Genomic DNA, 12548 nt, shown 5'->3' with positions numbered 1-12548 from the left:
CGGCCTTCCTGTCAAGAGCGGGAGCCGTTCTCCTGCCGGATTTAAACGTTCTTTCACAGAAGTCTTCCCCTGCTTCTGGCCCTCGGGTAACCTCCCGTTCATCCGTGCCCGCTGGACTGGGGGCGGTGCGCCCTGTGCACCGTGCAACCAGCTGTGCCGCAGCCCTTTCCTGCGGTGCGAGGAGCATTACTTCCACCTGAGAGATAGGGCCACATGGCTACTTCATCACTGAGGACCGCGCTGGCTGCGGTCCTGACGGCAGGCTTGGTGGCGGCGCCTTTCGCCGCGTTGCCTGCGCACGCGGCCGATCCGCTCGAGCTGAACCTGCTGAGCATCAACGATTTCCACGGGCGGATCGACGCGAACACGGTCAAGTTTGCTGGCACGGTGGAGCAGCTCCGCGCGCAGAACCCCGAGGGGACGCTGTTCACCTCCGCCGGCGACAACATCGGCGCCTCCGTCTTCGCGTCCTCCACGCAGCAGGACCGGCCGACCATCGATGTGCTCAACGCCCTGGAATTAGCGACGACGGCGGTGGGCAACCACGAGTTCGACGGCGGCTTCGCCGACCTGGCCGACCGCGTGGCCGCCGCGTCCGACTACCCGCAACTGGGGGCCAACGTGTACCGGGCCGGCACCACGGAGCCGGCCCTGCCCGAGTATGAGCTGGCCACGGTCAACGGCGTGAGCATCGGCGTGGTCGGAGTGGTCACCGAGGAGACCTCCTCGCTGGTGTCCCCGGGCGGAATCGCGGAGCTGGAGTTCGGCGATCCGGTGGACGCCGTCAACCGGGTCGCGGCCCAGCTGACCGACGGCGAAGGCGACGAAGCCGACGTCATCATCGCGTCCTTCCACGAGGGAGCGAACAGCAACACCGATCTGGGCGGCGCGGCAGGCGCCAGCGCCGTGTTCAACCGGATCGTTAACGAGACCAGCCCGGACGTGGACGTCATCTTCAACGGCCACACCCACCAAGCCTACAGCTTCGACGCCCCGGTCCCGGGCGCGGAGGGCAAGACCCGGCCCGTGGTGCAGGCCGGCTCTTACGGCGAGAACATTGGCCAGGTGCAGCTGAGCTATGACGCCGGGACGGACGAGGTCGTGGCGCACACCGGGGCCGTGGTGCCGCGCACCAAGACCGCGGACGGTGACCTGGTGGCGGCGTACCCGCGGGTGGCCGAGGTGTCAACGATCGTCCAGGCCGCACTCGAGCACGCCGCGGAGATCGGCGCCCAGCCCGTCGGCTCCGTCACCGCCGACATCACCACCGCGTTCCTGCCCGACGGGCCGGATGCCGGCACGGAGCCGGACCGGGACGACCGCGCCTCCGAATCGACGCTGGGCAACCTGGTCGCCGACTCGCTGCTGGCATCGCTGTCTTCCGCCGAACGCGGCGGCGCGGAAATCGGCGTGGTGAACCCCGGCGGCCTGCGCAACGAGCTCTATTACGCACCCGACGGCACGGTCACCTACGCCGAGGCCAACGCGGTGCTGCCCTTCCTGAACAACCTGTGGACCACCACCCTGACCGGCGCGCAGGTCGAGGCCATGCTGGAGCAGCAGTGGCAGCGCACCGCCGCCGGCGACGTGCCGAGCCGCGCCTACCTGCAGCTTGGCCTGAGCAAGAACGTCAACTACACCTACGACCCGGCCCTGCCCGAGGGCGAGCGCATCACCGGCGTCTGGGTCAACGGCGAACCGCTGGACCGGGAACGCGGCTACCGCGTGGGCACCTTCAGCTTCCTGGCCCAGGGCGGCGACAACTTCCACATTTTCAACGACGGGACGGACACCCTCGACTCGGGCCTGGTGGACCGCGACGCGTGGATCGCCTACCTCCGGGGCAACAGCCCGCTCTCCCCGGGCTTCGCACGCCGCAGCGTGCAGCTCACGGGCGCGCCGGAATCCGTCAGTCCCGGCCAAAAGGTCAGCGTGCAGGCAGCCAAGCTGGACCTCACGTCGCTGGGCGCCCCGGCGACTACTTCGGTGTCGCTCGCGTACGTCGACGCCGCGGGCACCAGCACCGCGCTGGGCACCTTCCCGGCGGCCGACGGCGCTGCCTCCATTGAGTTCACCGCACCGTCCGCGCTGGACGGCGGCTACTTCCAACTGACCGCAGACGCGTCCGGAACCACCTTCCGGCTACCCACTGCCCCGATCAGCGGGGGCACCGGCGGCGATCATGTGGTCATCAACGAGGCCTACCTGTCCGGCGGCAGCGCCGGCGCGGCCTACCGGAACAAGTTCGTTGAGCTGTACAACCCCACGGACGCCGACATCAGCCTCGACGGCTGGTCGCTGCAGTACCGCTCGGCCACCGGCAGCGGAAACCCCAGTGCCGTGGCAGAGCTGTCCGGCAGCATCAAGGCCGGCGGACACTACCTGGTGCAGGCTAACTCCAACGGCAGCAACGGCGAAGAACTGCCGGAACCGGACCTCGTGACCGGCATGGCCCCGTCCGGCACGAGAGGAACCCTCGTGCTGTCGAACCAGGCCGGTTCGGTGGCGGACCTGGGCACCGGCTCGGTCGTCGACCGCGCCAACGTGGTGGACCTGCTGGGCTACGGCACCTCGAACACCTTTGAAACCGAGGCGGCCCGGGCGCCGGACAACAACCAGGACGTCCGGTCGCTGAACCGCGCCGACGGAACGGACACCGACAACAATTCCGCGGACTTCAGCCTCAGCGAAGACCTCACCCCGCAGGGCACCGGCGGGGGTGACGGCGGCGGCGATCCCGATCCGCAGCCGCGGTCCGTGGCCATCGCCGAGATCCAAGGCACCGGCATGCAGTCCCCGCTGGCCGGCCAGACCGTGGCCACCCGGGGCGTGGTCACCGCCGCCTACGCCACGGGCGGCTTTGACGGCTACTACCTCCAGACGGAAGGCACCGGCGGCGACACCGACGTGGCAGCCCGGACGGCGTCCGATGCCGTCTTCGTCTACTCCCCGGCCACCGTCGGCCAGGTGGAGGCCGGCGACTTCGTGGAGGTCACGGGCAAGGTCAGCGAGTTCCATGGGCTGACCGAGCTCACGGTGGCCGCCGACGGACTGAAACTGCTCACCGAGGCGGCCGCGGCCCCGAAGGCGGCCGCCATCGGTTGGCCCGCCACCGACGAGGAGCGCGAGAAGTTCGAGGGCATGCTGCTGGCCCCCCAGGGCGGCTTCACCGTCACCGACAACTACGCCCTGAACCAGTACGGCGAAATCGGCCTGGCCGCCGGGAACTCCCCGCTGGTGCAGCCCACCGCCGTCGGGACCTACGGTTCGGACGCGTTCTGGGCCGAAACCGAGAAGAACGCCGCCCTGGCCGTCACCCTGGACGACGGCTCAAGCGTCAACTACCTTGGCGCCGACGCCAACAAGGACATCCCGCTGCCCTACCTCTCCGCCGACGATCCGGTCCGGGTGGGGTCCCCCGCCGCGTTCACCACGGACGTGGTGCTGGACTACCGCTTCAACCTGTGGCGGTTCCAGCCGCTGGGCCACCTGACGGTGGAGAACGCTGGAACCGTCCAGCCGGCGTCGTTCCAGAACACCCGCACCGATACTCCGGACCAGGTCGGCGGGGTGAAGCTGGCCTCGTTCAACGTGCTGAATTACTTCAGCACCACCGGCGATCAGGTGGCGGGATGCGGTGCCTTCACGGACCGCGACGGCAACCCGATCACGGCCCGCAACTGCGATGCCCGCGGTGCCTGGGACGCGGAGAACCTGGAACGCCAGCAGGCCAAGATCGTGGCGGCCATTAATGCGCTGGACGCGGACATCGTGGCGCTGGAGGAGATCGAGAACTCCGCCCAGTTCGGCAAGGACCGCGACGCCGCCCTTGCCACGCTGACTAAGGCACTGAATGCGGATCTGGGCGACACCCGCCACGAAGGCAAGCATTCGGGCAAGGGGCCGCAGCACGGCGGCTGGGACTACGTCCGGTCCCCGGAGGAGCTGCCGGCGCTGGCGGATGAGGACTTCATCCGCACGGCCTTCATCTACAAGAAGGACGCGGTGAAGACGGTCCAGGAGTCGGTGATCCACAACGACAGCGAGGCCTTCGCCAACGCCCGCAAGCCGTTGGCCCAGGCCTTCAAGGCGAAGAACGGCGCCTCGGATACCTTCATCGTGATCGCCAACCACTTCAAGTCCAAGGGTTCGGGCCCCAACTCGGGCGAGAACGCCGACCACGGCCAAGGCGCCTGGAACGCCGCCCGCACCGCGCAGGCGCATTCCCTGGTGAACTTCGCGGATCGGCTGCAGGAGCAGTTCCGGACCGACAAGGTGCTGCTGACCGGCGATTTCAACTCCTACGCGAAGGAGGACCCGATCAGGGTCCTGACCGACGCCGGGTACGTCGACCAGGGCGCCAAGACAGGCGAGCACAGCTACAGCTTCGGCGGCATGGTCGGCTCGCTGGACTACATCTTCGCCTCGCCCGCCGCGGACGCGAAGGTCATGGGCGCCGACATCTGGAACATCAACTCGGTGGAGTCGATCGCGTTGGAGTACAGCCGGTACAACTACAACGCCACCGACTTCTATGCGCCGGACCCCTACCGGGCCAGCGACCACGATCCGATCATCGTGGGCCTGGACGTGGGCAAGGACCGCGGCAACAGCGGCGGCGGCAACAGCGGCGGCGGCAAGCGCTAGTACCTGGAAGGACGAACAGGCCCTCCCACCCGGGAGGGCCTGTTTTGTTCCCCGGCGATGACGGAGCGTCGCTGGCCCCCGCTGGCGACGACGTCGGTGTCCGCCTGCTCGGAGCCGGCCAGGCTCCTGTTGTCGGCCGCCGCCAGGATGGCGCGCGCTATCCGGTCCGCATCCTGCAGCGTGCGCCCGCCGGTGTCGCCCGGTGCTCCGGCCTCGGCGGCGATCGATGTGCCCCACTGCACCGAGGACAGCTGCAGTCCGATCACGTACAGGCTCCGGGCCGGATGGCCGTTTCGGTCCAACGGACGGTACGGCGGCAGCGTTACGTCCAGGCCCGACCCGGTCACCGGCTGCCCGTTGGGGCCGACCATCAGCCTCGGCCGGACCAGGCCGTCCTCGAGCATCCGCCGGAGCAGCGGAGACCGGTTGTGCGCCACCCGGTTGGCCGGCATCATCGCCTCCACCAGGTACGCCCCGGTGTATTCGGCTCCGTCGACCCACGGCGACGTTACCCGGAACCGGCCGCTGTCCGGGTCAACCTCGTAGACCGGTTCCGGCCCGGCGAACCGGACGATGCCGGCCCGCGCCAGGGCGGCCAGCTGCTCGATGCGCTGGGCCGGCGGTCCGCTCGCCAGCCCTTCGACCAGCGGTTCAAACCAGCCGCGCAGTTCGGCCAGCCAGGATTCCTCCGTGATGCCGCCGTCGGCCACAATCTTCTTTAACAGCGAGCGCCCGGCGTTGAGTGCCCCGATGGCCATCTTGAGCGGGTCGTCGGTGCCGCGGGCGGAACCTTGGGCATCGTCATCCAGATAGTCCAGCACCGCCTGCTGGTAGTCCGCCCCGGCGGGGAACTTGCGCCCGCTAAACGGCTTGGCCAGTGCCTCCACGTCCAGCAGCCGGTGCCCGGCGACCCGTTCCGACAGGTAGGCTCCTGCCCGCACGAGCAGGGTGCGGCTGCCCGGCTCCGTTTTCTCCGCCAGCAGTTGCTCCAGTCCGGCCAGCAGCTCATCCGGCGGCACGCTCAGACACTCAGGTTCCACCCGCGCGAGCGTGGAGTAGTAGGCCCAGTAGACGTCGCGGTGCAGCATCGGCCACAGGTCGTGGTCGAAGCCGGGCTGCACGCCGGCTTCGGCGAACAGGCGGGCCGCGTGCGTGGTGAAATGCCGCAGCTCCACGCCGGCCGGGATGTAGCTGTCGATCCGGGCCTTCGCCCGGTACGGCGTGCCCCGGCGGGAGCCGGCCACCAGCCGCGGTTCCTTCCCCGAGGGGACGTAGCGCAGCGGCTCGGTGTCCGTCGCCGGGAGGAATCGTCCGCCGCGGCCCTCGGTGACCTGCACCATCAGGTCGAAAAAGTTCAGCCCCATGCCGCGCACCAGCACCGTGCGGCCGGGCGGGAGCCGGTCCCAGTCCACGTCGGCCGGCACATTGGGCGGCAGGTAGTTCAGGCCGTGCCGGGCCGCTGCATCCTGAAGCTGCTGCTGCTCCGGATTCAGCGCCGCGGGGACGTGCCCCAGGGCAAGCACCACGGCGTCCGCCGCCACGGTGGCACCGTCGGCCAGCTCAAGCTGCCATTCGCCGTCGTGCTCCGAGAGACCGGTGGCCTCCGCGGGATGAACGGTGAGGGAGACGTCGGCCCCGGTCCGGGCGGCCAGTTGCGCGAAGGTCCAGGTCAGGTAGCGCCCGTAGAGTGCCCGGCTGGGGAAATCGGCCGGCCCCAGCGCAGCGGCTTCCTCGCGGTCGTCCTGCGGCACCTCGGGAAAGCTGCCGCCCGCCACGGCGGAGCGCCAGGCCTCGAAGGTCATGCCCGCCACCGGATCGGGGCCCACCTGCTCCGTCCCCGGGGCCGGCACCACCGTGGGGAACAGGCAGGGGGTGTTCATCAGGAACAACCGGGACTGGCCCGGCTGCCAGACATGCCCCGCGCCGGGCGGGTAGGGATCGATCAGGTGGATCCGCAGCCGCGCCCCGCCGTGGGCCCGGTGGTTGGACAGCAGCCGCTCCAGCACGGAGGTGCCCCGCGGGCCGGCGCCCACGATCGCCACACGGTAACTGCCCGGATTGTCCATCCGTCTAGCCTACGGGTTGGAAACCGGCTCCCCGTGGCGGCATGCCTAGGATGGGTCCATGGCCAAGGACACCGCGCATCTGCCCCAGGACGACTTCATCTGGCTTGAGGACATTTACGCCGCCTTGCCCCTGGAGTGGGTGAAGGCACAAAACCAGCGCACCGAGGCCAAGCTCGTGGACGACTCGTTCACGGCGCTGGAGGCCGGCATTCTGGAAGTCCTGGACGCGGAGGACCGGATCCCGGCCGTCATCAAGCGCGGCCCGCACTACTACAACTTCTGGCGGGACAAGGCCAACCCCCGCGGCCTGCTGCGCCGCACCAGCTGGGAGAGCTACCTGACCGATTCCCCGAACTGGGAGGTGCTGCTGGACGTTGACGCGCTGGCCGCTGCCGAGGGCGTCGACTGGGTCTATGCCGGCTCGTCGTTCCTGCGCCCGGCCGACGGCACCAGCTACCGGCGTGCCATGTTGCGGCTCTCCCCCGACGGCGGCGACGCGGTGCGGCTGCGCGAGTTCGACGTCGAGGACCGCGCCTTCGTGCCCGGCGGCTTCGACATCCCGGTGGCCAAGAGCTATGTCTCCTGGCTGGACGAGGACCGCCTCCTGCTGGGCACCGACTTCGGCCCCGGCACGCTGACCACTTCCTCCTACCCGCGGACCAGCCGCATCCTGCGCCGCGGCCAGGCTTTGGAGGCGGCCACGGATTACTTCGATGTCCCCGGGGACCACATGCTGGCCCAGGTGGGCCACGACTCCACCCCCGGCTTTGAACGGGACGTGGCGGTGGACGTCATCGATTTCTTCAACTACCGCACCTACCTGCGGCGCGACGGCGGGTGGCTGCCCATCGACGTTCCCACCGACGTGAACGTGGATCTCCACCGCCAGTGGCTGCTGCTGCGGCCGCGGGGCGACTGGGAACTGGACGGCACCGTCCACCCGGCCGGCTCCTTGCTCGCCGCCGACCTGGAGGTTTTCTTGGCCGGCGACCGTTCCCTGCAGGTCCTCTTCGCCCCCGACGCGGCAACCTCGTTGCAGTCCTGGAGCTGGACCCGGAACTACCTGCTGCTCAACCTGCTGCAGGACGTCTCGTCCCGGATCCTGGTGCTGGATCCCGCCGCGCAGTGGGCCGCCTCCGAACTCCGGGACTGCCCGCCGCTGCACGCCGTGGATGCGTCCGGAGTGGACGACGACGAATCCGACGACTACTGGCTGGTGGCCACCGGCTACCTCACGCCGTCGACCCTCTCGCGCGGCACCATCGGCGGGCCGGCGCTGGAGGTCAAGGCATCGCCGTCGTACTTTGACGCCTCCGCCTACGAGGTCCAGCAGCACTTCGCCACCTCCAAGGACGGCACGCAGGTCCCCTACTTCCAGGTTGGCCCCAAGGATCTTGAGCACGACGGCGGCAACCCGGTGCTGCTCTCGGGTTACGGCGGGTTCGAAGTGGCCAGGACCCCCGGCTACAGCGGCACGGTGGGACGGGCGTGGCTGGAACAGCGCACCCCGGATGGGCGCGGCGGCGTGTACGTGGTGGCCAACATCCGCGGCGGCGGCGAGTACGGCCCGGGCTGGCACCGGGCGGCGCTGCAGGCCAACCGGCATCGCGCCTATGAGGACTTCGCCGCGGTGGCGCAGGACCTGACGGACCGCGGGGTCACCCGCCGGGAGCGGCTGGGCTGCGCCGGTGGGTCGAACGGCGGCCTGCTGGTGGGCAACATGCTGACGAGCTACCCGCATCTCTTCGGCGCCGTGTCGTGCGGGGTGCCGCTGCTGGACATGGCCCGCTACACCAAGCTCTCCGCCGGTTACTCCTGGATCGCGGAGTACGGGGACCCCGAGGACCCGGCGCAGTGGGAGTTCATCCGCACGTTCTCGCCCTACCACCTGCTCCAGCCGGGCACCGAGTACCCCGACACACTCATCTGGACCGCCACCTCGGACGACCGCGTGGGCCCGGTGCAGGCCCGGAAGATGGCCGCGCGGATGCAGGAGCTCGGGGTCGGGAACGTCTGGTTCCACGAAGCCCTCGAGGGCGGCCACGCCGGTGCCAGCGACAACAAGCAGACGGCCCGGTTGCAGGCGCTCTCGCACGCGTTCCTGTGGCGCGCGCTGACCGGCTGAGGCGTTCCCGGTTTTGCTCTTGGCCCCGGATTCTGGGTAGTCTTGTGTGGCTAGCAATAGCGTATGGAGACGTGCCAGAGCGGCCGAATGGACTTCACTGCTAATGAAGGGTCGGGGTTAAACTCGACCGGGGGTTCAAATCCCCCCGTCTCCGCGTCAACTCCCCCGGGAAACCGGGGGAGTTTTTGCGTCTGGTCCGCGCGTGCCGGCGGCTTGTGAAGGCCCGCCTCATCCACCCGGCGCAGCGCTAAGGCCGCGCAGGGCCGAACCAGCGGGCCAGAGCGTCCTCCAGCCCCCGACCGGTCCCGTCCCCCGTCCACGCCACATGCCCGTCGGGCCGGATCAACACCGCGGCCGGAGCGCTGACCGAACCGATCACGGGAAGCTCCCACCCGCCGTCGTATCCGGCGTCCACCAGTTGCACCCGGTCCGCCCACGGCCCCGGCCCGATGCTGCCCGGCGTGCCGAGGTTCAGCAGCACCGCGCGGGCTCCATGCAGGAGGGTGAACACCCGCAGAGGGCCGTTGGCGGTGGCCACGTCGAGATCGGGCATGCGCCGCCCGAGCAGCGGGTGCCCCTCGCCGAGGTCGTAGCGGATGTCCAGTCCGGAGATGAGCGCAGCCATCCGCTTCCGGGCCTCATCGATCGTGAGCAGTTCGGCCACCGTGTCGGCCAAGGCGCCGATGCGCGCGTCGGCCCGTTGCATCAGCGACTGCGCCATCGTGTGCTTGAGCGCGCGGGCGTCGGCGGGGTGCCGTTCGGCGTGGTAGGTGTCCAGCAGGCTGTCCGGGGCAGTGCCCTTGGCCACCAGGGCGAGCTTCCAGCCGAGGTTCACTGCGTCCTGGATGCCGAGCCCGATCCCCTGCCCGCCCGAAGGAGCATGGATATGGGCGGCGTCCCCGGCCAGCAGCACGCGGCCGTTGCGGTAGGCCGCGGCCTGCCGCGTGGCGTCGGTGAAGCGCGAGATCCAGGTCGGCGCGTGGACCCCGAAGTCGGTGCCGTAGACGTCGGCAAGCGCCTTGCCGAGGTCCGCCAGGGTGGGCTCGGTCGCCGGCCCCAGTTGCTTCTCGGTCACGACCACCCGCACCGTCCGCCCGTCCTCCATCAGGTGCAGCCCGTGGACCCCCACCTCGTCGATGCGCATGCCCGCCGGCGTCTCCTCGGTCACCTCCACCTCGGCGATCAGGCTGCTTTTCGTCGCATCCCAGCCGGGGAACCCGATGCCGGCCGCCTTGCGGACAACGCTGCGTCCGCCGTCGGCGCCGACCAGGTACCGCGCGCGCATCGGCCCGCAGGCGGCGAGATGCACGTCCACACCGGCGGCGTCCTGAACCAAGCCGGTTACCTCGAGCCCCCGATGGACCGGCACGCCCAGTTCCTCGATCCAGCCGGCCAGGATTTGCTCGATATGGTTCTGCCACAGGCCGAGCGTGTAGGGGTGGCGGGTGGGAAAGTCGCTGACGTCCAGCGCCGTGTTCCCGAAGAACGCCGCCTGGACGGGCTGGCCCTCGGCCAGGAACCGGTCGGCGATCCCGCGCTGATCCAGGATCTCGACCGTGCGCGAGTGGAAGCCGCCCGCGCGCGAGCCCACCAGCTCCGGCGTCGGGCGCCGCTCCACTATCGCAGCCTCCACTCCCGCCAGCGCCAGTTCCCCGGCCAGCATCATCCCGGTCGGACCGCCCCCGGCAACGATGACCTCGACCATCACGACCCCGCCTCTCCGAGCCTTTTCGTGCGCCGTTTACGGGCACGTCGGGGCCAGTTTGGGGCTTCAGGGGGGCCTTGCAGCAAGCCCCCGGGTGCGCGCTACATTGGAAGTGGCGGGAGACCTACGGTTTCGGCAGGCGTGCGGGGCCGGTCTCGGCAGTCATTTCGACGCACGAACTTTGTCCCGGCCGGCCCTGCCGCCCAGGGAACGTCCCCCGGGCCGGCCCCGCCGCCCGCCGGCGGCCCCGCAGGTCAGACGAAGCCGAAGACCGGCGGGAAGGCCACGACGACGACGGCGGCCCAGGCACCGTAGACCGGCAGGTACCCTGTCTGCCAGCGCTCAAGCGCTGCGAAGGGCCGCCGCCCGCGCAGGAACCCGACGGTGAGCCACGCTGCCCGCACCAGGTGCACCAGCAGCAGCAGGTTCAGGCCGAGCGCGGCGACCTTGTTGGGGCTGGTACCGAATTCGGCGATCCGGGTCAGCATCGCCGTCAGCATGACCGCGTCGACCGCGACCGCGGCGGCGACGAGGACCAATTGCAGGCCGTCGAACAGGCCCGGCGGCGCCAGCGCGTCGCGGGCAGAAATCGCGTACAGCAGCAGGGCCAGGACGAGCACAAGGATCGCGTTCATCAGGATGAGCAGCCCCCGGTCGACGTCCACCAGGCCGCCGGCCGCCGTGAGCACTGCCAGCAGCGCCAGCAGCATCACGATGGTCAGGGGCGTGAAGACGCGGGTGAGGACCGGGGCGATGTTCTCGACGACGTTCTGCTTGGCCTCGACCAGCCAGGCGGCTACGACCAGCGCACCCGGGACGGCGAACGGCAGGATCCAGGCCTCCATCGCCGGCTCGAAGTCGACGCCAACAGCCTGCAGCGCGCCGAAAGTGAGCCCGATCAGCACAGCCCCGCCGAGGGCCAGCAGCGTGAAGTAGATCGCGAGCTCACCGGTGAACCGGACAAAGTCCATGCGCCGGCTGTGCTCCCGCCACCTGCCGCCAACGTACGCCACACCCGCCAGCAGCCACAGGACGACCGGGGCGTGCAGCACGGCGAGCACCTCGGTGGAACCGGCGGCCGCGAACGGATAGGCATTGAGCAGCACGGCCAGCGCGGCGAACGGGACGAGCAGCGCCGCCGCCTTGGCCACCGTCAACCGGCGTTTCCACGCGAAGTACGCGGCAAGGAACGGGAAGACGAGGAGGCCGAGGTTGCGCGCCAGGACCGTGCCGTCGAGCCACACGGTGCCTGCCTTGACGGCCAGCCCTGCTCCGACGGCGAGCGCGAGGACGACAGCGAGCTCCCGCCAGGGCGGTGCTGCTGAGTCAGCGTCCTGCGGGACGAGCACCAGTTGCTTCCACAGCCGGTCGGAGTGCTCGCGGGCGAACTCGCGCGAGACCGCGTCCAGGTTGCCCAGGCGCTTGATCGCGACGAGGAAGGCCTCCTCGTCGTCCAGCCCTGACGCCTGCCGGTCGGCGATTTGTCCGCGCAGGTGGTCCTCGAGTTCATCGAGGTCCGCGGGTGAAATCGCCTGGCGCCGCCGGACGTACCCCCGCCACCGGTCTATCTGTGCTTCCAACTCGGCATGCGCTTCCATCAGGCCCACCCTTCGACCGGGGCCGCGGGGGGCGGCACCGCCTGCCACGCCCGCCGCAGTGTCTCGGCGACCACCGTCCACTGATGCTGCCGCTCGGCGAGCACCTCGCGGCCTTGGGCGGTGATGGCGTAGTGTTTGCGCCGCCGCCCGGCCTCCGAGAGGCCCCACGAGGACGACACATACCCGAACCGCTCGAGCCGGTGCAGCAGCGGGTAGAGCATGCCGTCCGTCCACTCCAGCCCCCCGTCGGACAATTCGCTCACGCGCTTGCTGATGGCGTAGCCGTACAGTTCGCCCTCCGACAATATCCCCAGCACGAGCGGGGTGGCCGAAGCGGCGACCAGGTCCTTGTCAATGCGCAAAGGGTCCTCCTGATACCTAGATCTGCAAGGTACTACCCTAGCAGC

At 69.9% G+C, this 12548-nt stretch carries 6 protein-coding genes and 1 tRNA gene; 3 read left to right on the top strand and 4 right to left on the bottom strand.

What is annotated here, in order from left to right; genetic code table 11:
* Window positions 1-213 precede the first annotated feature (213 nt).
* Window positions 214-4647: an ExeM/NucH family extracellular endonuclease gene (locus AC5RUP_RS07250; protein WP_494153767.1), complete on the top strand. Its 4434-nt coding sequence runs from the start codon at window positions 214-216 to the stop codon at window positions 4645-4647.
* On the opposite strand, the gene AC5RUP_RS07245 is transcribed toward AC5RUP_RS07250, so the two are convergent.
* Window positions 4644-6713, bottom strand: a complete 2070-nt coding sequence (locus tag AC5RUP_RS07245; RefSeq protein ID WP_494153766.1) for an FAD/NAD(P)-binding protein — start codon at window positions 6711-6713, stop codon at window positions 4644-4646. The genes AC5RUP_RS07250 and AC5RUP_RS07245 overlap by 4 nt on opposite strands.
* A gap of 58 nt (window positions 6714-6771) precedes the next feature.
* Here AC5RUP_RS07245 and AC5RUP_RS07240 point away from each other — a divergent pair, with 58 nt between their 5' ends.
* Window positions 6772-8838 carry a prolyl oligopeptidase family serine peptidase gene (locus tag AC5RUP_RS07240; protein WP_494153765.1) on the top strand — a complete coding sequence of 689 codons (2067 nt, stop codon included), beginning with the start codon at window positions 6772-6774 and terminating at the stop codon, window positions 8836-8838.
* A 65-nt stretch (window positions 8839-8903) separates the two neighbouring features.
* A tRNA-Ser gene (locus AC5RUP_RS07235) sits at window positions 8904-8992 on the top strand.
* A gap of 93 nt (window positions 8993-9085) precedes the next feature.
* Here AC5RUP_RS07235 and AC5RUP_RS07230 read toward each other — a convergent pair.
* The 3 genes from AC5RUP_RS07230 to AC5RUP_RS07220 all read right to left on the bottom strand — a co-directional run bounded on the left by AC5RUP_RS07230 (window position 9086) and on the right by AC5RUP_RS07220 (window position 12503).
* On the bottom strand, window positions 9086-10543 hold the full coding sequence (locus AC5RUP_RS07230) for an FAD-dependent monooxygenase (protein ID WP_494153770.1): 1458 nt from the start codon (window positions 10541-10543) through the stop codon (window positions 9086-9088).
* 254 nt (window positions 10544-10797) lie between these two features.
* A complete protein-coding gene (locus AC5RUP_RS07225; RefSeq protein ID WP_494153764.1) occupies window positions 10798-12141 on the bottom strand; it encodes a permease prefix domain 1-containing protein in 1344 nt (447 codons plus the stop codon).
* Window positions 12141-12503, bottom strand: a complete 363-nt coding sequence (locus tag AC5RUP_RS07220) for a PadR family transcriptional regulator (protein ID WP_494153763.1) — start codon at window positions 12501-12503, stop codon at window positions 12141-12143. Before AC5RUP_RS07220 ends, AC5RUP_RS07225 begins: the two co-directional genes overlap by 1 nt.
* Between the last annotated feature and the right edge of the window lie 45 nt (window positions 12504-12548).

The organism is Arthrobacter sp. Y3223151 (genome assembly GCF_059091125.1).
Note: the sequence above shows the minus strand (reverse complement) of the source record. Positions and strands in the feature narration are given on the sequence as shown.

Coding starts and splice junctions, on each gene's coding strand:
- AC5RUP_RS07250 (WP_494153767.1), top strand. CDS start 214: ATGGCTACTTCATCACTGAGGACCGCGCTGGCTGCGGTCCTGACGGCA.
- AC5RUP_RS07245 (WP_494153766.1), bottom strand. CDS start 6,713: ATGGACAATCCGGGCAGTTACCGTGTGGCGATCGTGGGCGCCGGCCCG.
- AC5RUP_RS07240 (WP_494153765.1), top strand. CDS start 6,772: ATGGCCAAGGACACCGCGCATCTGCCCCAGGACGACTTCATCTGGCTT.
- AC5RUP_RS07230 (WP_494153770.1), bottom strand. CDS start 10,543: ATGGTCGAGGTCATCGTTGCCGGGGGCGGTCCGACCGGGATGATGCTG.
- AC5RUP_RS07225 (WP_494153764.1), bottom strand. CDS start 12,141: ATGGAAGCGCATGCCGAGTTGGAAGCACAGATAGACCGGTGGCGGGGG.